The organism is Comamonas trifloxystrobinivorans, from assembly GCF_043359985.1.
GTDB lineage: Bacteria > Pseudomonadota > Gammaproteobacteria > Burkholderiales > Burkholderiaceae_C > Comamonas > Comamonas trifloxystrobinivorans.
This window is the reverse complement of the sequence record NZ_JBHZGV010000001.1, coordinates 367,382-390,484: the sequence shown is the minus strand read 5'-3', so window position 1 is coordinate 390,484 and position 23,103 is coordinate 367,382. Positions and strand designations below refer to the sequence as shown.

Here is a 23,103-nt window from a genome sequence, read left to right as displayed (position 1 = left end):
AGCCAACAGCCAACAGCCAACAGCCAACAGCCAACAGCCAACAGCCAACAGCCAACAGCCAACAGCCAACAGCCAACTGTCGGCCAGAGCTAGGGCGTGTTGGGTGTGATCGTCAAAATCTGTAAATTTGTACAGTATTTTCGGGGCTTTAGTCCCCCCGCAGTCGCAGGCCGGGTGAACTGCCTAGAATGTTTGCTCACGACGTTTTGGACTCAACCGGTGCTGTGCTCCTGCTTGTCGATTCGCCGCTGTGGCGAAAGAGCGGGTGGGCTGGCGCAAGGCCGGATTCACGGGGTAACCCATAGGTATGGCTCAGGAAAATATTCGCATCCGTGGTGCGCGTCAGCACAACCTCAAGAACCTGGATCTGGACATTCGCACGGGCGAGTTGACGGTGGTGACCGGGCCCAGTGGCTCGGGCAAGTCCAGCCTGGTGTTCGACACCTTGTATGCCGAGGGCCAGCGCCGTTATGTGGAAACCTTCAGCGCTTATGCGCGCCAGTTTCTCGACCGCATGGACAAGCCGGCGGTCGACAAGGTGGAAGGCGTGCCGCCGGCGATTGCCATCGACCAGACCAACCCTGTGCGCAGCTCGCGCTCTACCGTGGGCACGATGACCGAGCTGAACGACCACCTGAAGCTGCTGGTGGCCCGCGCCGGCCATTTGTTCGACCAGCAGACCGCGCAGCCGGTGCAGCACGACACGCCCGAGACGATTTACCAGCAGTTGGTGGAGCGCACCCAGGCCGACGATCCGCGCATTGTCATCACCTTCCCGGTGGAGTTGCCCGCCAACACCAGCGCTGAGCAGGTGGAGCAATGGCTGTCGGCCAGCGGCTTTACCAAGGTGCAGGCCGAGCGCGAGGTGGATGCCACGCCACGCAGCCAGCCGGCCGCAGCCGCCGGCAAAAAGAAGACCGCCACCAAGGCCAAGAGCAGCAAGGCCGAGGCGCCTGAGCGCATCAAGTTGCTCGATGTGGTGGCCGACCGTTTCCGCATCAGCAAGGCTGAGAAAGCCCGCGTGATCGAGGCGATTGAAGTAGCGCTCAAACGCGGCAGCGGCACGCTCACTGTGTACTGCCTGCGCGATGGCGCTGATGGCGAACCGGCTGAGCCCGAAACCTGGCGCTTCTCCGCCGGTCTGCACTGCCCGGACAGCGGCTTGCACTACCACGAGCCGATTCCTTCGATGTTCTCGTTCAACTCGGCGGTCGGCGCTTGCGAGGCCTGCCGCGGTTTTGGACGGGTGATCGGGGTGGACTGGGGCCTGGTGATACCGAACGAAAAGCTGACCTTGCGCACCGGCGTCATCAAGCCCATCCAGACGCCGGCTTGGAAAGAGATTCAGGACGATCTGATGCGCCACGCCGAAGCGCAGGGCATTCCGCGCGACACCGCCTGGACCAAGCTCACCGCCGAGCAAAAGCACTGGGTCATCCACGGCGAGGCGGGCTACAAAGAGGGCAACTGGAGCCGGCAGTGGTACGGCATCAAGCGCTATTTCGAATACCTGGAGACCAAGGCCTACAAGATGCATATCCGCGTCTTGCTCTCCAAATACCGCAGCTACACGCCTTGCCCCACTTGCGGTGGTGCGCGCCTCAAAACCGAGAGCCTGCTCTGGCGCGTGGGCAGCAAGCAAGATGCCGATGCGGCGCTGCCGCCTGCCAAGCGCTTTATGCCGCAGGGCGTGGGCTGGACCCGTGAACAGCTCGAAAACCTGCCCGGCCTGAGCCTGCACGACCTGATGCTGCTGCCGATCGAGCGGCTGCGCGATTTCTTCGCCAGCATGGACATCCGCCGCAGCAACGACGGCGATGCCCAGGCGCTCAAGCTCTTGCACGACGAAATCAGCAACCGCCTCAAATACCTGTGCGATGTCGGCATCGGCTACCTCACGCTCGACCGCCAAAGCCGCACGCTCAGCGGCGGCGAGGTGCAGCGCATCAACCTGACCACGGCGCTGGGCACATCGCTGGTCAACACCTTGTTCGTGCTGGATGAGCCATCGATCGGCCTGCATCCGCGCGATATGGAACGCATCACCGTGGCCATGCGCCGCCTGCGCGATGCGGGCAACACTCTGGTGGTGGTGGAGCACGATCCGGCGGTGATGTTCGCTGCCGACCGCATGATCGACATGGGCCCCGGCCCGGGCGAGAAAGGCGGTCAGATCGTTTTCGACGGCACCACGGCCGAGCTGCGCCAAGCCGACACCCTGACCGGCGCCTATCTGGGCGGCCGCAAACAAGTGGGCATGGGCGCCAAGCGCATGGTGACCGAGAGCACGCCCAGGCTGATTCTGGAAGGCGCTACCGAGCACAACCTGCAGAACGTGTCGGTCGATTTTCCGCTGCAGCGCATGGTGGTGGTGACGGGCGTTTCCGGCTCGGGCAAATCCACGCTGATCCAGGATGTGCTGGCGCCCGCGCTGATGCGCCACTTTGGCAAACCCACCGAGTCTGCGGGCGCGCACGAGCGCCTGCTGGGCGCCGATCATCTGGCCGATGTGGTGTTTGTTGACCAGTCGCCCATCGGCAAAACTGCGCGCTCCAACCCGGTCAGCTATGTCGGCGCCTGGGATGCGGTGCGCGAGCTGTTTGCCACGGCACCGGTCTCGCAACAACGCGGCTACACGGCGGCCAAGTTCAGCTTCAACAGCGGCGATGGCCGTTGCCCCACCTGTGGCGGCTCGGGCTTTGAGCATGTGGAGATGCAGTTTCTGTCGGACGTGTATTTGCGCTGCCCCGATTGCAACGGCAAGCGCTACCGCCCCGAGATTCTGGAAGTGCGCATCGAGCGCGGTGGCCGTCTGCTCACTGTGGCCGATGTGCTGGAGCTGACCGTCAGCGAAGCGGCCACCTTGTTTGCCAAAGACCGCGATGTGATCCGCGCCTTGCAGCCGATTGTCGATGTCGGCCTGGAATACGTGAAGCTGGGCCAGCCCGTGCCCACCTTGTCGGGCGGCGAAGCGCAGCGCCTGAAGCTGGCCGGCTTTCTGGCCGAGGCCGCCAAAAGCGCCTCCAAGTCCAAGCAGCCGCTGGCCAAAAAGGGCACGCTCTTCCTGTTTGACGAGCCCACCACCGGCCTGCACTTTGAAGACATTGCCAAGCTGATGCGCGCTTTGCGCAAGCTGTTGGAAGCCGGCCATTCGCTGATCGTGATTGAGCACAATCTCGATGTGATCCGCGCCAGCGATTGGCTGATCGACCTGGGCCCCGATGCGGGCGACAAGGGCGGCCTGGTGGTAGCCGAAGGCACGCCCGAAGAAGTGCGCAAATCCGGCAGCTCGCACACCGCGCAAGCGCTGCGCGATTACGAGGTGGCCATGTCGGGCGGTCCGGCCGCTGCAGCGCTGAGCAAGGCGCACAGTGTGCAAGAGGCCAAGGCCGCTTACAAGCTGGAGCGCGAAACCCATGCCAGCCGTGCGCAAGTGGGCAAGAACGCGATCGAGATCGTCAACGCCAAAGAGCACAACCTCAAGCACTTGTCGGTGGATATTCCACGCGGCAAATTCAACGTGGTGACGGGCGTGTCGGGCTCGGGCAAATCCACGCTGGCTTTCGACATTTTGTTCAACGAAGGCCAGCGCCGCTACCTGGAATCGCTCAATGCCTATGCGCGCTCCATCGTGCAGCCTGCGGGCCGGCCCGAGGTGGATGCGGTCTATGGCATTCCGCCCACGGTGGCCATTGAGCAGCGCCTCTCGCGCGGCGGCCGCAAATCCACGGTCGGCACGACCACCGAGGTCTGGCACTTCTTGCGCCTGTTGTATGTGAAGCTCGGCATTCAGCACTGCACCAAGGACGGCGCAGCCGTGCAGCCGCAAACACCAGACAGCATTGCCGCGCAATTGCTCACGCAGTACCGCGGCCAGTTGATCGGTTTGCTGGCGCCGCTGGTGGTGGCGCGCAAGGGCGTGTATACCGAGCTGGCCGACTGGGCGCGCCCGCGTGGTTATACGCATCTGCGCGTGGATGGCAGCTTCTTGCCGACCACCGGTTTTCCGCGCTTGGATCGCTTCAAGGAACACACGGTGGAGCTGCCGGTGGCCAGCATCGAAGTCACGCCGGCCAACGAAGCCTTGCTGCGCGAAAAGCTGACCTCGGCGCTGGAGCTGGGCAAGGGCGTGCTGCATGTGCTCTCAGCCATCGACACGCTCGAATCGGCCATGCAAGCGGGCGAAGATACGGTGGGCATTGGCCAGCTGCAAGTGTTCTCCACCAAGCGTGCCTGCCCGGTGTGCGCCACCAGTTACGCTGAGCTGGACCCGCGCCTGTTCTCGTACAACAGCAAGCACGGCTGGTGCCCGGATTGCGTGGGCACGGGCGTCAAGCTCACCAAAGAGCAGCGCAAGGTGTACGACGATTCGGTGATGGCCGAAGACAACCGCGGTCGCGAACAAAGCTTTGACGAACCCGAGGTGGAAGATGTGGCAGACACCGCTTGCCCCAGCTGCCAGGGCACGCGTTTGAACGCTACCGCACGCGCAGTTTTGTTCCACGAGCGCTCAATTTCTGACATCGCCCAACTCTCCGTCACCGATGTACGCCTGTGGGTGGAAAGCCTGCAGCTGAGCGGCCGCGAAAGCGAGATTGCACGCGATTTGCTGCCCGAGATCCACAGCCGTCTGGCCTTCCTCGAAGAGGTCGGCCTGGGCTATCTCACTTTGGATCGCGGTGCGCCCACTTTGTCGGGCGGCGAAGCGCAGCGCATTCGCCTGGCTGCGCAGCTGGGCAGCAATCTGCAAGGCGTGTGCTATGTGCTGGACGAGCCAACCATCGGCCTGCATGCACGCGACAACCACATCCTGCTCAACGCCTTGCACAAGCTGGGCGACAAGGGCAATACGTTGGTGGTGGTGGAGCATGACGAAGACACCATCCGCCGCGCCGACCACGTGATCGACATTGGCCCCAGCGCAGGCAAGCGCGGCGGCCATCTGGTGGCGCAAGGCACGCCGGAAGACGTGATGGCAGCCGCCGATTCGCAAACCGGCCGCTACCTCTTGCACGCCATGCGCCACCCGTTCCAGCCGCGCCGTCTGGTGCATGGTGTGGCCGATGCCAAAGATGTGGCCGCTGCCGCTGAACAGGCCGAGGCCGCGCCGGCGAAAAAGCGCACAAAAAAGCAAATCGCTGCCGATGCTGCCGCTGCTTTGGCGGCAGACAGCGCACAAGCCAATGCTGCGCTGGCCGCGCCTGTCCGCGCGGATGAAAACGCACCGCTGCACTGGCTGAAAGTGCTGGGCGCCAATCTGCACAATTTGCAGAACATCGATGCGCAAGTGCCGCTCAAGCGCCTGGTAGCTGTTACCGGCGTTTCTGGCTCAGGCAAATCCACCTTGGCGCGCGATGTGCTGCTGACCAATGTGGCTGCCTGGGTGGGGCAGCGCTCCACCAAGGCCGGGCGCGAAGAGATGGACGCAGGCAAGGCGCCAGCGCTCATCGGCTGCACGGGCTTGCAAGGCTTTGAAGGCATTGACCGCGTGTTGGAAGTGGACCAGACGCCTATCGGCAAAACGCCGCGCTCCTGCCCCGCCACCTACATCGGTTTCTGGGACACGATCCGCAAGCTCTTTGCCGAAACCTTGGAAGCCAAGGCGCGTGGCTATGCGCCCGGGCGCTTCAGCTTCAACACCGGCGAAGGCCGCTGCCCGGGCTGCGAAGGCCAGGGCATGCGCACCATCGAGATGAGCTTTTTGCCCGATGTGAAAGTGCCTTGCGAGGTGTGCCGCGGCGCGCGCTTCAACCCGGAGACGCTGGCCGTCACCTGGCGCGGCAAAAGCATTGGCGAAGTGCTGCAAATGGAGGTGGACGAGGCGGTGGAATTCTTCGCCAGCATGCCCACCATTGCGCACCCCTTGCAGCTGCTCAAAGATGTGGGCCTGGGCTATTTGACGCTGGGCCAACCATCGCCAACGCTCAGCGGCGGCGAGGCGCAGCGCATCAAACTGGTGACCGAGCTGACCAAGGTGCGCGACGACATCACCAAGCGCGGCAACAAGGCGCCGCACACCTTGTATGTGCTCGACGAGCCGACCGTGGGCCTGCACATGGCCGATGTGGACAAGCTCATCCATGTGCTGCACCGCCTGGTCGATGGCGGCCACAGCGTGGTGGTGATTGAGCATGATCTGGACGTGGTCGCCGAGGCCGACTGGATCATCGACCTGGGCCCTGAAGGCGGCAAGGAAGGCGGCCGCATCGTGGCCACCGGCACGCCCGAAGAGCTGGTGCAAATCGGCACGCATACGGGCAAGGCGCTGGGGCCGGTGCTGGCGCGTTGACCGCAGGTTGACCATGAAAAAGGCCGCTCCTCGGAGCGGCCTTTGCTTTGCGGCAGTCAGCGCAATCAGGTGGGCAAAAAGCCTTCGACCGACAGGTAGCGCTCGCCGGTGTCGTAGGCAAAGCCCAGCACCTTGGCGCCGGCGGGCAGCTCGGGCAGTTTTTGCGCAATGGCGGCCAGCGTGGCGCCGGAGGAAATGCCTACCAGCAGGCCTTCTTCACGTGCTGCGCGGCGGGCGTATTCGCGGGCCGGTTCGGCATCGACCTGGATCACGCCGTCGAGCACGCTGGTGTCGAGGTTGCGGGGGATGAAGCCGGCGCCAATGCCCTGAATCGGGTGCGGCGCAGGCTGGCCGCCCGAGATCACCGGCGACTGCGTGGGCTCTACCGCGAACACCTTCAGATTGGGGAACTTGGCCTTGAGCACGTGCGCCACGCCCGAGAGGTGGCCGCCGGTGCCGACGCCGGTGATGATGGCATCCAGACCATCGGGGAAATCAGCCAGAATCTCTTGCGCCGTGGTGCGCTCGTGCACGGCCACGTTGGCCGGGTTCTCAAACTGCTGCGGAATCCAGGCGCCCTGGGTTTTGGCGGCCAGCTCTTCGGCGCGGGCGATGGCGCCCTTCATGCCTTTTTCCTTGGGCGTCAGGTCAAAGCTGGCGCCGTAGGCCAGCATCAGGCGGCGGCGCTCGATCGACATGCTCTCGGGCATCACCAGAATCAGCTTGTAACCTTTGACAGCCGCTACCAGCGCTAGGCCAACGCCGGTATTGCCGCTGGTGGGCTCGATGATGGTGCCGCCAGGCTGCAGCTTGCCGGATTTTTCAGCGTCTTCCACCATGGCCAGCGCAATGCGGTCCTTGATCGAGCCGCCCGGGTTGCTGCGCTCGGATTTGATCCACACATTGGTGTTGGCGCCGAACAGGCGGTTGATGTGGACCACGGGCGTATTGCCGATGGTTTGCAAAATACTGTCGAACTTCATGGAGCCTCCTGCGCTGTGGGTGGTAGAGATGCAGCCATTGTGAAGCATGGCATCTGGCTGCCTGGAATATCGATATGCCTCGGCGCCATGTTGACTTTGGTCAAGGTTCGAGCGGCGCGAAACACCGACACTATCAGCTTATCTATTTGCTGGAGAACTGGCTTGCTGAGCTTGAACCAAACCCTGTCGGCCCTGACCGTGTGCTGCGTCACCTTGCTGGTAGGCTTTTCGTGGCGCAGCCGGCGCTGGGCGCCCTGGCTGATGCTGGTGTCGGTGGTTTGTCTGCTGGGTTTGATGAGCTACAGCATCATCAACCTGTTGTAACCTCCGGCTGCGCAGGCCGGCCTGCGCGCAGCGGTTTTTTCCAGCGCTCGGCCAGCACCACGCCGGCAATCGTCAGCGCACCCCCCACCCATAAATAGGCCGACAGTTGTTCTTTCGCCCAAGCGGCGGCAATCAGCGCGGTCAGCAGCGGCGTCAGGTTGAAGAACATGATCGAGCGGCTCGGGCCCAGGCGCATCACCGCCGTCATCCAGCACCAGGTGGCCACAATCGACGCCATGGTGGCGGCGTAAGCCACCAAATGCCAGTTGTAGGCGTTGATGCCCATTTTGGGCGAAGCCAGATACAGCGGCAGCTGCGCCAGCATGGCCACCACCATTTGCAGATACAGCAGTTGCCAGCTGTTGATGCGCGGCATCACCCAGCGCTTGAGCAGCACGTTGTACACCGCATAGGCGAGGCAGGCAAAAAGCATGATCCCATCGCCGCGGTTCATGCCCTGGGCCAGCAAGGCGGCGGGCCGGCCTTCGCTCACCACCCACAACACGCCGCAAAACGCCAGCACCGAGCCCACGGCACCGCCTGCAGTGAGCGGCTGGCCCAGCAGGCCCACGCAAATGGCCAGCACCAGCAAAGGCGAGAGCGTGAGGATGATGCCCATGTGCGTGGCGCTGGTGTAGTTGGCGGCAAAGTAGGCGCAGCTTTGGTAGAGCACCATGCCCAGAATGCCGAGCGTGATGATTTGCCAGACATGGCCGCGCAGCGCTGCGCGGTTGCGCCAGACCGAAGGCAGGATGAAAGGCGTGCAAATCGCCACAGCCACCAGCCAGCGTAAAAAGGCAATTTCGGTAGGCGCGATCACGCCTGCAGCCTGCTTGCTGACCACCGTGTTGGCAGACCAGATGAGCACGGCCAAAAAGGGAAAAAGATAGTTCATGGAACGGGCCTGAAGAGTCAATGGCGCTATCATGCTCTGTCTGATTTAGAGTGCATAGCTGGTTTCAGACAATGTATGGAGCTGTTCGGACAAACTGAGCCGCCCGTCCGCAATGCGCTGCAAGGAGGCGCCCATGGCGAAAGATTTGTCGCTGCAGATTTTTGATGTGGAAGCCGTGGCCAGCGCCTATGTGCTGCGCTACGACGAGTTCGCCGCCGGCAGCTACGTGCACATGCACAGCCACCGCATGGGCCACCTCAACTACACGCCGCACGGCACCATGCGCATAGACACGGCAGAGGCGCATTTTTTGGCGCCGCCACAGTACGGTGTGTGGATTCCGCCGCAGGTCGAGCACAACTGCCATGTGCAGCATGCGGCGCTGTACCGCTCGTTCTATGTACAGCCGCAGCTGTGTGCCGAGCTGCCGCAGAAGGCTTGCATGCTGCGTATCAGCCCGATCGTGCGCAGCATCTTGGCCGATTTTGCCCAGCGCGATGTGCGCGTGCCCGAGTCGGCGGCCGATCTGCGGCTGGCGCAGGTGATGGTGGACCAGCTGTGCCAGGCGCGGCTGGAAAACAGTTTTTTGCCGCAAGCGCAAAGCCCGGCTTTGCAGGCGGTGCTTGCCGGGCTGCGTGCCGAGCCGGGCAGCCGCCAATCCATGGCCGACTGGGCCGCCCAGGTGCACCTGACTGAGCGCACGCTGGCGCGCCATTGCCAGCAAGAGCTGGGCATGGGCCTGGCCGAGTGGCGCCAGCGCCTGCGCCATCTCTGTGCTGTGGATGCGCTGGGCGAAGGCAAAACCGTGCAAGAGATCGCTTTTGATCTGGGCTACAGCACGGCCTCGGCTTTTATCGCCATGTTCCAGCGCGAAACCGGCATGACGCCCGAGCAATTCCGCCGCGATATGGCACTTTCTGGCTGAAACAACACACCCGTGTTGGTGGGTGCTTACCGTTGATCGGGAGTCCTGTCTTGGCCCGATTGGGGCGCAGAGACAGCACCAAGCACCGCCGGATTAGTACATCTGTACTATTTACCAATGCCTGCGGCGCGTGCACCATGGCAGTGTCTATGGAGTGCGCCGCAGTGGCGCACAGTGCAAGGAGTTTGGGCATGCAAAGCCTGGTGGTGCGCCAGCCCCGATCTGGCCTTTCTTTGGCCATTGTTTCTCGGCGGGCCGCTTGTGCGGCGGTGCTGCTGGGCGCGGCTGCCTGCGCCTTGGCGCAAACCCTGCAACCGCAAGCCGGGCTGGTGGTGGTCTATGGCAGCACCCGCACGGTGCTGACTCCCGCCCAACTGCTGGCCTTGCCTCAGCACAGCACGGCAACCGCCACGCCGTGGACGGATGGTGTTGCGCGCTTTCAAGGCCCCTTGGTGGCCGACGCGCTCAAGGCGGCAGGCGTGCCGCTGCGTGCTGACATGAAGGTGCAGGCCACGGCGCTCAATGGCTATGCGATCGACATTCCCGCGCAAGACTTTCTGCGCTGGCCGGTGCTGCTGGCCTTTGCCATGGACGGCAAACAGCTGACGCGGCGCGACAAAGGCCCGCTGTGGATCGTCTACCCGCGCGACAGCGACAAGCAATTGCAGGACGCCCAGTACGACCACCGCTGGGCCTGGCAGCTGCAACAGTTGCGCATTGGCGATGCGTTTTGAATGGCAGGCCCAGTGTCCAGGAGAACCATGCTTAAAGCTGCCCGCCGCCCTTTGATTTTGTGCGTCGAAGACGAACCCTTGCTGCTGCGCGACCTGTGCGAGGAGCTGGAGGAGTCTGGCTACCAGGCCATTGGCGTGCCCGATGTACCGGCCGCTTTGCTGGTGCTGGCGCGGCTGACACCGGCGCTGGTGCTTTGCGACATCAGCCTGCCCGGCCAAAGCGGCTACGACTTGCTGGCCGAGTTGCGCGAGAGCGAGCAGCACAGCCACATTCCCTTTGTGCTGTTGACGGCGCTGGGTGGGCGCGAACACCTGCTGCAAGGCGCCCGCGCCGGAGCGGACGATTACCTGGTCAAACCGGTCGATTACGATCTGCTGCTGGCCACCGTGGCCACGCGTCTGGCCTTGGTGCAGCGCTTGCAGCGCCAACACCAAAGCCAATTGCAGCGCAGTGTGCTGGCGGTGCACGACCACTGGCACGGCGTGCTGGACAACCTGGGCCACTGTGCCTTGGTGTGCGACGGGCTGCTGAACATCCAGTTTGCCAACCGCGCCGCCCATGCGCTGGGCCTGGGCCATGCACCCGGCCCCAGCCCCGTGCTGCAAGATGCCACCGGCCACTTGCTGCTGCAGCCGGCGCTCGCCTTGCATGGCGGCCTGCAAGCTTTTTTGCACGGCGATGCCGAATCGGCCTGCATCGACGTGCCAGCGCAGGCCAAGGGGCCATTGCATTGGTGCCTGAGAATCCAGGCCTTGCATGAGCGCAGCGCGGAGCCAGGCCAGACCGAGGCAGATTTGCGCCAGCAGCGCTTTGCCTTGTTCATCACAGAGCTGCACCAGGCAACCCGCCCCAGCGCCGAGACCCTGGCCGAGCGCTTTGCGCTGACGCCGGCAGAAACCCAGGTGGCGAGCCTGCTGGCCGACGGTTTGAACAAGCAGCAAATCAGCGAGCGGTTGTCGATCAGCGCCAGCACCGTGGCTTTCCATCTGCGCAACCTGTTCACCAAAACCCGCACCGGCCGCCAGGCCGAGCTGGTGGCTGTGCTGCTGACGCTGGCTGATCCAGCTGTGCCAAACACGGCGGCTATGCGGCGCTGAGGCTGCACGGGAGCTGCGCGATGCCCGAACCCCGCTCCCCACTGCGCCACGGCTTGCAATACCGGCTGACGCTGGCCGCCACCTTGTTGTTTGTGGCCGCCACCCTGGTGGTGGTGTGGCAGCTGCTGGTGCTGCAACGCGAGCTGAGCCAGCGCGATGGTGAGAACATGGTCTGGGCCTTGTCGCAGGCGCAGCACGAGGCCACCGTGCTGGAGTTGGGGCTGACCCGTTTTGAGATGCGCGAGATTGACGCCGAGGCGCTGGAGCTGCAAAGCGACCTGCTCTTCAGCCGCCTGAGCCTGCTCCGAGATGGCCCGCAGCGCCGCAGTCTGGAGCGTTACCAGCAAATGGCGGCGCTGGAGCCGGCCATTGCCGCCTTCGAAAAAGTGGATACCTTGCAATTGCTGGCCGGCGTGGACAACGCGGCGGCACGGCAACCGCTGCATGCGTTGATCGCCGCCCTGGCCAAGGCCGGCAACCAGGTGATGGTGCGCGAGCGTGTGGAAAACAGCCAGCAGCTCGATCGCCTGGCGCGTCTGATTCGGGCGGCCTTTGTGGCCGCTGGCATGGTGGTGTTGTGCGGCGGCTGGCTGCTGTGGCAACTGCTGGCCGCGCTGCGCCGCCAACGGGTGTTTGCCAGCACGATCGAGGCCCAGCGCGACACCTTGCAGCAAACCGTGGACGAGCTGGAGAGAGCCCAGAACGCCACGGAAACCTACCGCAACTTCGTCTCGCTGGTCTCACACCAGTTCCGCACGCCGCTGGCAGTGATCGACTCTGCCGCGCAGCGCCTCATCCGCACTGCGCGCCAGCAAGGCGCAGCGCCCACGGAGCAGCTGATCGAGCGCATGGGCGAGACGCGCCACACCATCGAAGGGCTGACGCGCCTGCTCGACAGCGTGCTCACCAGCGTGAAGCTGGAGGCGGGCGGCATCCAACTGCAAGCGCAGCCGCTGAACCTGGCCGAGCTGGTGGAGCGCGTGGTCGCCAACGGTGCGCCCTGGCTGGGAGGGCGCGAGCTGCAGCTCTCGCGCGAAGGCGAGCTCGGCGATTACCAAACTGCTGGCGACCCGGAGCTGCTTACCCATGTGCTGCTCAACCTGCTGGGCAATGCCTGCAAATACACGGCGGCTGGCAGCCCCTTGTCCATCCGCTTGTCGCGCCAGCCAACGCAATTGCTGTGCACCGTGCGGGATTGGGGGCCGGGCGTGAGCGCGTCGGATCTGCCGCATTTGTTCGAGCGTTTCTTCCGCTCCTCCAATGCCGCGCAACTGCCCGGCAGCGGCCTGGGCCTGTACCTGGCGCGCTCCATTGCCCAGCTGCATGGCGGCGATTTGCAAGCGAGCTTGCCTGAAGGTGGTGGCTTGGCCATCACGCTGAGCCTGCCGGTAGCGCAGGTTTAAGCGTTTCTGCGCCCCGCAGAAACGGGCTTGAAGCACCGCGTATTTCCTGCCAAGAACCAGTGGCGGCACCCAACAAGGGAAAACACCTAGGTTGAATTGTCTAAAAAACAGGCAATTCCGGGCGATCTCGCCACGGAAACCGCTTTTCCCTGTTCAAACGAACGGCGCACAAATTGACACAAATTGTTAAATTTCGCGCAAATGTTTTCTAGAGCGCAGATTGAGGCTGCTGATTTCAGCGGTGGATTGGAGGTGTGCTTGAAAACGTTGATGGCAAGGACATGGTGTTGATGCATCAATTCAATAAAACCAGGTATTTGAGCGGTGAGCGTGTGACTGGTTGGATGGCAAGTTGCTTATGTCCTGTCCCCATGGTTTTTCCACTTTGAAAAAATGACGATACCAAGAGAGCAATTCCACATTTCTCGGCTACCTGTTGGGCGTGTTACCTCCAGGTTGCGAAGCCCGCGCTGGGCTGCCGGGGCCATTTGCCTGCTCGCTTTGGGCAGCAGTACGGCGGCGATGGCGCAGGGCCTGACGATCAATGCGGGCGACACGGTCAACTGGGGCGCACCACTGAACCTGGACTGCGGTGATCTGGTCGTCAACGGAACCCTGAACGCACCGGGTGTCGCCTTCAGCAAGGTGGGCAATGTGGTCATCGGTGCCGGTGGGCAATTGAATGCAGCCAACACCACCATCGAGGTCACTACCAGCTGGCAGAACAGCGGGGCGTTCAACGCGGCAGGAAGCACGGTCACGGCGTCCAATGCCTGCTCCAACACCGGCACGGCGTTCTCTGGCAACACGGCCTTCACCAATTTGAGCGCCACTACGGCAGGGCATACGCTCAGCTTCGCTGCGGGCAGCGAACAGACGGTGAGCGGGGTCTTGACGCTGAATGGCGTGAGCTTGCTGGGGCAGGGCGGCACGGCCTTCCTGAGCCTGCTCGCCGGTGGCACACAGAACATTGCCAACGTAGGCGTGAATGGTGTGGATGCTTCGCGTGGCCAGCATCTGGCGCCCACAGCCGTGAATGCCATCACGGGCACGGCCAACAACTGGTTCACGACCACGCCTGGGACCACTCCCCCGACACCCGCCGCGCCCATGCCGGTTCCAGCCACGGGACCGGCTGGCCTGGCATTGCTGGCGGGCTTGATCGGGGCTGCCATGTGCTGGAGCCGGCGCAGGTCCGGCAAAGCCCGTGGCCAATAAAGCCGCGCAGCGCAACAGGCCAGCCAGGCACACAGATCCATTTATTCAGTTCATTGATTCGACAGGAAAACTTGTCATGAAAAAGCAGTCTTTCACTCCTCGCAGCCCCTCCGTCAGCCCGCTGTTGGCAGGCATGTTGGCGCTGTCTTGCGGCTTTGGCGCGCAGGCGCAGGTGGTCATCTCCGGCTCCAACGGCGTCGCCATCCAATCGCCGCAAGGCGCCACCATCACGGGCTTTGCCAATGACGGCAAGGTGACCATGCCCAGCTTGAGCGCAGGCGGCTACGTGAAGAGCGATGCGGCTGGCGTGTTGTCGGTGGATGCCGGGCCTTCCGGGCTGGCCGGGGCAACGGGCGCCACAGGGGCGACAGGCGCAGCTGGCGCGACGGGTGCCACCGGCGCAACAGGTGCAACCGGCGCCATGGGGCCTGCCGGTTCGGCAAGCGCGGGCGCTGCAGGCGCGACGGGGCCACAAGGTGCTGATGGTCCAACAGGACCTACAGGATCGACCGGTCTGGCAGGAGTCAGCTTCCACTCGGGCGCAGGTTTGCCTACCAACGCTGCGCTGGGCAATGATGGCGACAGCTACATCAATACGCTCACAGGCGATGTGTACACCAAGGCTGGCGGGGCGTGGGGAAGCCAGCCTGATTGGAAATTGGTGGGTGCGACGGGCGCTACGGGAGCAACGGGCCCAACAGGTGCCACGGGAGCCACGGGAGCCACGGGAGCCACGGGAGCCACGGGAGCCACGGGAGCAACAGGCGCCACCGGTGCAACGGGTCCAACCGGAGCAACGGGCTTGGATGGTCCCACGGGGCAAACCGGTGCCACCGGCACGACAGGCACCAACGGTAACGATGGCGCTACGGGGCCTACCGGTGCGAAGGGGGCGAGCTTTCTCTCGGGCAGCGGCCAACCGACCGATTCTTTGCTGGGCAATGATGGCGACAACTATGTGAACACGCTTACAGGCGATGTGTACACCAAGGCTGGCGGGGCGTGGGGAAGCCAGCCTGATTGGAAATTGGTGGGAGCAACGGGTGCCACGGGCCCAACAGGTGCTTTTGGTGCCACGGGTCCCACAGGCGCTACTGGTGCTACCGGTGCTACAGGCGCCACCGGTGCTACGGGGCCGACAGGGGCAATGGGCTCGGATGGTCCTCGGGGTCAAACCGGTGCCACCGGCACGACAGGCACCAACGGTAACGATGGCGCTACGGGAGCTACCGGTGCGAAAGGCACGAGCTTTCTCTCGGGCAGCGGTCAACCGACCGACTCGTCGCTGGGCAACGATGGCGACAGCTATGTGAACACGCTCACAGGCGATGTGTACACCAAGGCAGGCGGGGCGTGGGGAACCCAGCCTGATTGGAAATTGGGTGGCGCATCCGGCGCTACCCGCATCTTTGGGAGTTCTGCTGGCTTTGTGACGTGGAGCGGCCCCAATAACGGAACCACGGCCTACGTAGGGACAGCGGGTCACACGATGGCTTCGTCGAGCAATGATGCGATGTCGCATGCCATCGTCATGCCTGCGGCAGGGACGCTTAAAAACCTGAAAGTCCGACTCAGCGACACACCGGGCTATATAGGCGGGCCGAATAGAACGATCACTTTGACCGTGGTGAAAAGTACCGACCTGAGCCCAGCCCCGACGACCGCAATCAGTTGCCAGTTAGTAGGGAACACAAGCAACGTCAAAAACACCTGTAGTGATGCGACGCACTCTTTGACGGTGACAGAAGGGGATTTGGTCGTTCTGAAAGCCGTAGCCAGTGGCACGAACGCGAACAGCGTGGTCATCAACTGGTCGTTGAAGCTGGAATAAGGCCTTGGCGGTGGTGGATGCCTTGGCAAAGCCTCTGCTTTGACGCTCTGTCCGGCCGGTACAGCTTGTGATTATCCGTGGCGGCTACCTGGCCGCCCCTCTTCGTTTTCTGGTTATAGATGTCGCTTCCACCTCGAATCTGCCTCAACATGATCGTCAAAGACGAAAGCGCTGTGATCGAGCGCTGTCTGCGTTCGGTGCGTGAATATGTGCATTCCTGGGTGATTGTGGATACCGGCTCCAGCGACGACACCATGGAGAAAATACGCTCCACCATGGCGGGTATTCCCGGAAGCTTGCACCAGCGGCCCTGGCGCAACTTTGGCCACAACCGTAGCGAGGCAGTGCAACTGGCGTACGCATCGGGTGCTGACTATGTGCTGTTCATGGATGCGGACGACACCTTGGTGCCGCAATCCGGCTTCAGCTGGCCAGCGCTCGATGCCGACCAATACCAGATTGGATTGCGCCTGGGCAGTTTGCAATACGCGCGGACCATGCTGGTGTCCACGCGCCTGGCCTGGCGTTGGACGGGTGTGCTGCACGAGTACCCGGAAGCCACGCCACCGGCGGTCACCAGCCAACAGCTGGACGGCATCTATATTCTGAGCGCGTGTGAAGGCGCGCGCTCCAGCGATCCGGACAAATACAAAAAGGATGCGGCTTTGTTGCGCGATGCGCTGGTGCGAGAGCCGGGCAATGCGCGCTATGCGTTCTACCTTGCTCAGAGCTTGCGCGATGCAGGCGATTTGCTGGCAGCTCTCAAAGCCTACCGCCACCGTGTGACGATGGGCGGCTGGATCGAAGAGCACTGGCGTGCCGCGCTGGAGGTGGCACGCTTGGAAGAGCGCTTGGGCAACCCGCTCGCCACCGTTCAGCAAAGCTATCTGGCCGCTTTCGAGTTGCGCGTACAGCGTGCGGAGCCGCTGGTGGACTTGGCGCGCTGCATGCGCAACCACAACCGCTTTGCGCTGGCGTATCTCTACGCTGGCCAGGCCTGCAAGCTGCCCATGCCCAACGACAAGCTGTTTGTTGAGGCTCCTGCCTACCAGTGGATGCGCTACGACGAGTTGTCGATAGCGGCTTACTACGTTGGCGAATATGCAGAAAGCCTGCGCCTGTGCGAGCAATTGCTGCAAAGCGCCGACCTGCCGCAAGCCCAGCGCCCCCGCATCGAGGCGAATCGCCAGTTCGCCATCGACAAGCTGGCGGCTGGGTAAGCGCTGGCGCTGATTCCGCTGCGCGGCGTATTGCTTTTGCTCCAACTGGCGCCGCGCACCGCGAATCAATGGAATAATCACGCCCGTGAAGCCTGCCAGACCGCCGCTGGTGCTAGCGCCGAAAGGCCGCACTGGAGGAACGTCCGGACTGCACAGGACAGCGTAGCAGCTAACGGCTGCCCACCGCGAGGTGAGGATCAGAGCAACAGAGACGAGTCAGAGCGCCCCCGTGACGGAGTGTTCTATGGCACCCGGCGCAAGCCGGAGCCGGGTGGTGCAAACCAGCCGGTGCAGACGCAAGTCTGCAGTGACATAGCCACCCAGAGCGGTGGAGCACCGCTCTGGGTGAAACGGGCAATCTCTACGCGCAGCAATACCAAGTAGGCCAGCGTTGATGTGGTTCCGCAGAGTTGGCGGGTAGGTAGCGTCGAGCCGTGGTGGCGACACCCGGCCCAGAGTAATGGCGGTCACGCCTGGGGCAACCCAGGTGCACAGAATCCGGCTTATCGGCAGACTTCACACACTATTGCTATAAAAACGGCTCCAGACTTTGGTCTGGGGCCGTTTTTCATTGGCAGCAGGGCATGGGATCGCGGAATACTTGCCAGGCGGCCGCAGCTTTCAATCCTTTTTCCGCGCCCGGGGGTGCGCCTGGTCGTAGACCTGGGCCAGGTGTTGGAAGTCCAGCCGGGTATAGACCTGCGTGGTGGTGATGCTCGCGTGGCCGAGCAGCTCTTGCACGGCGCGCAAATCCTGGCTCGATTGCAGTACGTGGCTGGCAAACGAGTGGCGCAGCATGTGCGGGTGCACGGGCGTGGTCATGCCGGTGCTGATGCTGCGCTCGCGCAGGCGCTGCCACACGCTGGCGGCAGACAGGCGGGCGCCGCGCACGCCTATGAACAAGGCCGGGTCGCACAGCTGGCCGGCGGGCAGGCTTTGGCTGCGCAAGGCCAGCCAGGCGTGCAGGGCGGCCAGCGCTGCTTTGCCCACTGGCACGGTGCGGCGCTTGCTGCCTTTGCCCAGCACATGGGCTTCGGCGGCATCCAGGTCGATCCAGCCGCGTGCGTGGTCGCTGGCCAGCACATCCAGGCCCACCAGCTCGCCCACGCGCAGGCCGCTGCCGTAGAGCAGCTCGACCATGGCCGTGTCGCGGGCCTGTACCCAGGGATCGCCGTTGGGGTTGCTGCTTTCGGCAAAGCGCACGGCATCGTCTACCGACAGCGCTTTGGGCAGCGGTTTGGGCGATTTGGGGGCACGCACGTCTTGCACCGGGTTGTGGGCGATCAGGCCTTCGCGGCCGGCCCAGGTGTAGAAGCCGCGCCAGCCGCTCAAAATCAGCGCAATGCCGCGCCCGCTGCGGCCGGCGGCGTGCATTTGCGCCACAAAGCGGCGGATGTGTTGCGGGCCCAGCTGCAGGGCGGCGGTGTGGGTTTCGGCCGCCATGGCTTGCAGGCGCTGCAGATCCAGCGTGTAGAGCGTTTGCGTGCGTGCGGCCAGACGCTTTTGCACGCGCACATGCTCCAGATAGCGCAGCATTTCTGGCGTCAGCGGCTGCTGCGCCAGTGTTTGCTCTTCGCTATCGGTGCTGGCCATGGGTGTGGGCTGGGCGCGTCAGCGCAGGCGGGAGAGCACGCTGGCGGCAATTTCGCCAATGCGTTCGAGCAGGTCGGTGCTCATGTCGGCATCGAAGCGGGCCGGATCGGGCGAGCCCAGCACCAGCATGCCCCAGGCGGGCGCGTCGCCATTGATGGCTCCTTCGCGCAGCGGCAGCAGTACCACCGATTGCACTTGCGCGCTGTTGGGCAGCCAGCTGGCGGGCTCTACGCCCACATTGGGGCCGCAGTACGGCATGGTGAGCGAGCTGGCAAAGCTGCGCGCATCGGCGCTCACGCCTTGGGCGAAGGGCTCGTTCAAATAGATCTCGGACACATCCCACAGGCGAATGGCGACCTGCGGCACGTCAAAGTGGCGGGCCAGGCCGTCGGCGATGGCTTCGGGGAGCTGCGTCGGGTTGCGGGTTTTGACCACGTCGCAGGTCCAGTGGTGGATGCGGTCGATGGTGTGGTGGTTCTGGCTGCCGTTGCGCATCATCTCCATGATGCGCTGCTCCAGGCCTTTGATTTTGTCGCGCAGCATCTCGGCCTGGCGCTCTTGCAGGCTGACGGTGCGGTGGCTGTGCGGGCTGACGATCTGCACGTTGGCCAGCGTCTGCGCCTGGCGCTCGAAGAATTCGGGCGTCTGGATCAGAAACTCGGCAATGTCTTCTTCGGTGATCGGGGGAACCTGGTGGTCTGTGCTCATGGCGGGTCTCGTCGCAGCGGCGGCGAGGCCGCTGTCTCCTCGTGGTTAGTCTGGGATGGTGATGCGGCCTTCGAACACCGTGGTGGCGGGGCCGGTCATCATCACTGGGTCGGCTGCGTCGCCGCTCCAGGCAATGGTCAGCAGGCCGCCGCGGGTCTGCACATCGACCGGCGATTGCAACTTGCCGAGCTGGATGCCGGCCACCACCGCTGCGCAGGCACCGGTGCCGCAGGCCAGGGTTTCACCCACGCCGCGCTCGTACACGCGCAGGCGCACATGCTGCTGGTCTTGCACTTGCAGAAAGCCGACGTTCACGCGCGCCGGAAAGCGGGGGTGCGATTCGAGCACCGGGCCCCAGCTTTCGACGGGCGCGGTATCCACATCGTCCACCAGCAGCACGCCGTGCGGGTTGCCCATGGAAACGGGCACCAGCATCACGGTGGCGCTTTGCGACTGTGGCTCCAGCTGCACCGGCCATTGCTGCGCGCGGTGTTGTTGCGTGGGCGTGAGGCCGCTGCTGTCAAAAGGCACCTCGGCCGGGTTCAGGCGCGGCTGGCCCATGTTGACGGTGACGCGGCCATCGGGCATCAGCTCGGGCGCGATCACGCCTTTCTGGGTTTGCACGCGGATGGCTTTTTTGTCGGTCAGGCCCTTGTCAAAGACAAAGCGCGCAAAACAACGGGCGCCATTGCCGCATTGCTCCACCTCGCCGCCATCGGCGTTGTGGATGATGTATTCAAAATCGACCCCGGGCGCAGGCGCCTGGCGCACGGTCAGGATCTGGTCGGCGCCCACGCCAAAGTGGCGGTCGGCCAGAAAGCGGTACTGGTCAGCACGCAGGCCGAGCGGGCCGGCGGTTTCGTCCAGCACGACAAAGTCGTTGCCGGCACCTTGCATCTTGGTGAAGCGGATTTCCATACAGTGCATTATCGCCGCCTGGCGGCCTTGGCAACCAGCTTGGCGCGAATCCGCAATCCGCGTGACACAAAGCGGCCGCTGCTGTGTTGATAATGCGCAGATGACCCGCACCAGCCAGCTTCTCCATGCGCAGCGCGAGCCCGTGCCTGCGCGTGCTGCCTCTTCCGCCCTGTTTTTGCGCGATGCGCCCGACCCGAACGGCGCCGCCGGTGCCACGCGGCTGGAGGTGCTGATGTCGCGCCGATCCGACAAAGCACGCTTTGCGGCCAACCACTTTGTTTTCCCCGGGGGCTCCATCGATGCCGAAGACCGCCTGCACCACGAGCAACTGGCCAGCCGCCCGGCGCAGACGGCCGACGACCTGACCTATGCCCAGGCCGCCATCCGCGAAAGCATGGAAGAGCTGGGCGTGCTGCTGGCGCGCCACGCCGACGGCAGCTGGGCCACGCAGGCCGAGATTGCGCAGATCGACCGTGCACAGCCCCTGCTGCCGCAATGCGCCAAGCTGGGCCTGACGTTGGCAGCCGATGCACTGTGGCCGCTGGCGCGCTGGACGGCGGCGCTGGAGATTCCGATCCGCTTTGACGTGCCCTTTCTGGTGGCACGCATGCCCGAAGGCCAGACGCCAGTGACCGACGATGCCGAGCAGTTCGAGGCGCTGTGGCTGCACCCGGCCGATGCTTTGCAGCGCGCCGCGCAGGGCGAAATGACTTTGATGTTCCCCACACAGACCACCTTGGAGCGCTTGGCCCAATACCCAACAGTGCAGGCGCTGCTGGATGTGCTGCAGGCCTTGCCGCAGGGTGAGATGCTGTGGAAAACCTTGCCACGCGGCGGCATGGTGGCAGGCAAGGTACAGCGCTTTATGGAGCACCAAAGCGTGTACGGTGAGCTGGCCATGGTCTGCCCCGACGGCCAGTTGCACCACGCCGTGGGCTGGCAAAGCGAAGCGCCGGTGCCGCTGCTCAAAAACGTGATGCGCCTGACGGCCAATAACGGCGGCACCATGACTGGCCCGGGCACCAATACCTATATCTTGGGCGATGCGGCCACCGGCTACATCGTGGTGGACCCGGGCCCGCAGCCGCAAGCGCAGGACGATCAACACCTGGCGCGCATCATGGCAGCCACGGCTGGTGACATCCGCGCCATCGTCTGCACACATTCGCACCCCGACCATTCGCCGGGCGCAGCGCCGCTGCAAGCGCTGGTAGTGCAAGCGGGCTTTGCGCGGCCGGTGATCTGGGGCTTGCCTTCGGCCCCCACGGCACGGGCTGGCAGCCAGTTCAAACCCGAGCAAGAGCTGAGCGATGGACAAACCCTGGTGCTGCAACACCCCGAAGGCGCTGCGCACAGCCATACTTTGCGCGCCGTGCACACGCCCGGCCACGCCGCCAACCACCTGTGCCTGGTGCTGGAAGAAGATGGTTTGCTGCTGAGCGGCGACCACATCTTGAACGGCAGCACCACCGTGGTCGATCCGCCAGACGGCAATATGCGCCTGTACTTGGCTTCGCTCGACAAGCTGACTGCCACCTGCAAGGCGGGCGATATCGGCTTTATCTTGCCCGCGCACGGTTATGTGCTGGCGCAGCCGCTGCTGGTGATTGAGAAGCTCTACGCGCACCGCATGGCGCGCGAGGCCAAGGTCAAGGCCGCCATGGCGCAAAAGCCCGATGGCACGCCCGAAGACTGGGTGGCCATTGCCTATGCCGATACGCCCGAGAAACTGTGGCCGGTAGCCAAGCGCTCGCTGCTGGCGCATGTGGAGCATATTCGCGGGCTGTGAGCCGCCGCCCCAAAACACCAACGCCCTGAGGCCGTACCGGCCTGCAGGGCGTTGTTGCGTTTGGGGAAAGGCAGGTGCTCAGAGCTTGGGGATCTTGATGCGGCTGATCATCAGCGAGCCCGAGAGGGCGAACAGCAGCACCAGCGGGTGCAGGGTAAAGCCGCCGACCATCACTTTGCCGAACCACAGGTTGGCGCGGGTCGCATCCATCGCGGCGGCCAGCGCCAGAATGCCGACCAGCACGATGGAGGTGGGGATAGGCGTGCCTTCAAAGTATTTGACTTTGCCCGAAGGCCCTTCGGACAGCGCTTCTGCCGTCACGTTGTAGCGGGCCAGGCGCGACACGCCGCAGGCCACAAAGTAGCCCAGCACAATGCGATCCCACAGGCCTTGCATGCCGCAGGCGTAGGCAATGATGGCGGGCGCCACGCCAAACGAGATCACGTCGGCCAGCGAATCGAGCTCGCGCCCCATGGCCGACGATTTTTGCCGCCAGCGGGCAATGCGGCCGTCCAGCACATCAAAAATCAAAGCGGCCAGCACCAGGGCGGCGGCAAAGTAGATGTGGTGGTGGTCGCTGGTTTCGAGAAAGCTCATCGCTGAAAACAGCGCGCCCACGCCGCAGACGGCATTGCCCAGCGTGAACCAATCGGCCAGATGGAACTCGCGGACCATGGAAAAGCGTTTGACAGGACTATTCATCTTTCCATTATGAGAGCGGCGCGGCCGCCGCAGCGGGCAAAAAGCCGCGAAAACTTGTCGCCATCAGCCGCTCAGACGCCGTCGGTCTGCTCGCTCACCGTGGTGATCGCATAGCCTTTGCTGCGTAATTGCTGGCCGGGCGCCTCAATGCCGTATTGCGGCCAGCTGGAGGCGTGCTCGTCCAGCTCGATATCGCGCGCCTCGTCGTGCCAGTCGTAGTTGCTCACCTCTTCGGGCAGGATTTGGGCGTGGGGCACGGCCAGGTGCGAGAACTTGCCGTGGCCTTCGGCGCGGCGAAAAACGTCGATACGCATGCAGACATCCTTTCGAAAAATGACAACGGTGCAGGCTTGTCAATCTAAAGCGCTGCAAGCGCGCGGCTCGTAGGAGAACGGCGCTTGGGCTGGCAGCGCCAAAGCCCTGACCGGCTGCACCAGCATGGCGGGCTGCGTAAAATAGCGGCATTCGCTTGC

At 63.8% G+C, this 23,103-nt stretch carries 17 protein-coding genes and 1 other RNA gene; 11 read left to right on the top strand and 7 right to left on the bottom strand.

All coding sequences use genetic code 11. The features are described 5' to 3' along the window. Positions 1-307 precede the first annotated feature (307 nt). On the top strand, positions 308-6,289 hold the full coding sequence (gene uvrA / locus ACFIQF_RS01635; RefSeq protein WP_393939500.1) for an excinuclease ABC subunit UvrA: 5,982 nt from the start codon (positions 308-310) through the stop codon (positions 6,287-6,289). Between the two features lie 65 nt (positions 6,290-6,354). Here uvrA and cysK read toward each other — a convergent pair whose 3' ends face one another. Further along, complete coding sequence (gene cysK / locus ACFIQF_RS01630; RefSeq protein WP_393939499.1) at positions 6,355-7,272, bottom strand: cysteine synthase A; 918 nt, start codon at positions 7,270-7,272, stop codon at positions 6,355-6,357. Positions 7,273-7,434: 162 nt separating this feature from the next. Here cysK and ACFIQF_RS01625 point away from each other — a divergent pair, with 162 nt between their 5' ends. Further along, the gene (locus ACFIQF_RS01625; RefSeq protein ID WP_393939497.1) at positions 7,435-7,596 is read left to right on the top strand and encodes a hypothetical protein; all 162 of its coding nucleotides are present in this window, start codon (positions 7,435-7,437) and stop codon (positions 7,594-7,596) included. On the opposite strand, the gene ACFIQF_RS01620 is transcribed toward ACFIQF_RS01625, so the two are convergent. Continuing rightward, positions 7,583-8,491 carry a DMT family transporter gene (locus ACFIQF_RS01620; protein ID WP_393939495.1) on the bottom strand — a complete coding sequence of 303 codons (909 nt, stop codon included), beginning with the start codon at positions 8,489-8,491 and terminating at the stop codon, positions 7,583-7,585. The genes ACFIQF_RS01625 and ACFIQF_RS01620 overlap by 14 nt on opposite strands. Positions 8,492-8,624: 133 nt before the next feature. Between ACFIQF_RS01620 and ACFIQF_RS01615 the strand changes: the two genes are divergently transcribed. The 8 genes from ACFIQF_RS01615 (at position 8,625) to rnpB (ending at position 17,442) form a co-directional block, all read left to right on the top strand. After that, on the top strand, positions 8,625-9,416 hold the full coding sequence (locus ACFIQF_RS01615; RefSeq protein ID WP_393939493.1) for an AraC family transcriptional regulator: 792 nt from the start codon (positions 8,625-8,627) through the stop codon (positions 9,414-9,416). A 191-nt stretch (positions 9,417-9,607) separates the two neighbouring features. Beyond that, a complete protein-coding gene (locus tag ACFIQF_RS01610; RefSeq protein ID WP_393939491.1) occupies positions 9,608-10,150 on the top strand; it encodes a putative pterin-binding protein in 543 nt (180 codons plus the stop codon). A gap of 27 nt (positions 10,151-10,177) precedes the next feature. Continuing rightward, the gene (locus ACFIQF_RS01605) at positions 10,178-11,248 is read left to right on the top strand and encodes a response regulator (RefSeq protein ID WP_393939490.1); all 1,071 of its coding nucleotides are present in this window, start codon (positions 10,178-10,180) and stop codon (positions 11,246-11,248) included. 20 nt (positions 11,249-11,268) lie between these two features. Beyond that, a complete protein-coding gene (locus ACFIQF_RS01600; RefSeq protein WP_393939488.1) occupies positions 11,269-12,651 on the top strand; it encodes a sensor histidine kinase in 1,383 nt (460 codons plus the stop codon). Between the two features lie 522 nt (positions 12,652-13,173). Beyond that, complete coding sequence (locus ACFIQF_RS01595) at positions 13,174-13,869, top strand: IPTL-CTERM sorting domain-containing protein (RefSeq protein WP_393939487.1); 696 nt, start codon at positions 13,174-13,176, stop codon at positions 13,867-13,869. A gap of 76 nt (positions 13,870-13,945) precedes the next feature. Next, positions 13,946-15,700 carry an exosporium protein gene (locus tag ACFIQF_RS01590; RefSeq protein ID WP_393939485.1) on the top strand — a complete coding sequence of 585 codons (1,755 nt, stop codon included), beginning with the start codon at positions 13,946-13,948 and terminating at the stop codon, positions 15,698-15,700. A gap of 119 nt (positions 15,701-15,819) precedes the next feature. Beyond that, positions 15,820-16,920 (top strand): glycosyltransferase, encoded by a 1,101-nt coding sequence (locus ACFIQF_RS01585; protein ID WP_393939484.1) that lies wholly within the window; start codon positions 15,820-15,822, stop codon positions 16,918-16,920. 87 nt (positions 16,921-17,007) lie between these two features. Then, positions 17,008-17,442: RNase P RNA component class A (gene rnpB, locus ACFIQF_RS01580), an RNA gene on the top strand. Between the two features lie 99 nt (positions 17,443-17,541). Here rnpB and ACFIQF_RS01575 read toward each other — a convergent pair. Genes ACFIQF_RS01575 through dapF form a run of 3 tightly spaced genes read right to left on the bottom strand, consistent with a single transcriptional unit; the run spans position 17,542 to position 20,139 of the window. Further along, on the bottom strand, positions 17,542-18,513 hold the full coding sequence (locus ACFIQF_RS01575) for a tyrosine-type recombinase/integrase (protein ID WP_393939483.1): 972 nt from the start codon (positions 18,511-18,513) through the stop codon (positions 17,542-17,544). Positions 18,514-18,531: 18 nt separating this feature from the next. Further along, positions 18,532-19,221, bottom strand: coding sequence for a DUF484 family protein (locus ACFIQF_RS01570; protein ID WP_393939481.1), 690 nt, complete (start codon positions 19,219-19,221; stop codon positions 18,532-18,534). A gap of 45 nt (positions 19,222-19,266) precedes the next feature. Further along, positions 19,267-20,139, bottom strand: coding sequence for a diaminopimelate epimerase (gene dapF / locus ACFIQF_RS01565; RefSeq protein ID WP_393939518.1), 873 nt, complete (start codon positions 20,137-20,139; stop codon positions 19,267-19,269). Positions 20,140-20,239: 100 nt separating this feature from the next. On the opposite strand from dapF, the gene ACFIQF_RS01560 reads away from it, so the two are divergent. After that, a complete protein-coding gene (locus ACFIQF_RS01560; RefSeq protein WP_393939480.1) occupies positions 20,240-21,928 on the top strand; it encodes an MBL fold metallo-hydrolase in 1,689 nt (562 codons plus the stop codon). Between the two features lie 78 nt (positions 21,929-22,006). Here ACFIQF_RS01560 and pssA read toward each other — a convergent pair whose 3' ends face one another. Next, positions 22,007-22,630 carry a CDP-diacylglycerol--serine O-phosphatidyltransferase gene (gene pssA, locus ACFIQF_RS01555; protein WP_393939478.1) on the bottom strand — a complete coding sequence of 208 codons (624 nt, stop codon included), beginning with the start codon at positions 22,628-22,630 and terminating at the stop codon, positions 22,007-22,009. Between the two features lie 71 nt (positions 22,631-22,701). Further along, complete coding sequence (locus tag ACFIQF_RS01550; protein WP_393939476.1) at positions 22,702-22,944, bottom strand: DUF6139 family protein; 243 nt, start codon at positions 22,942-22,944, stop codon at positions 22,702-22,704. Between the last annotated feature and the right edge of the window lie 159 nt (positions 22,945-23,103).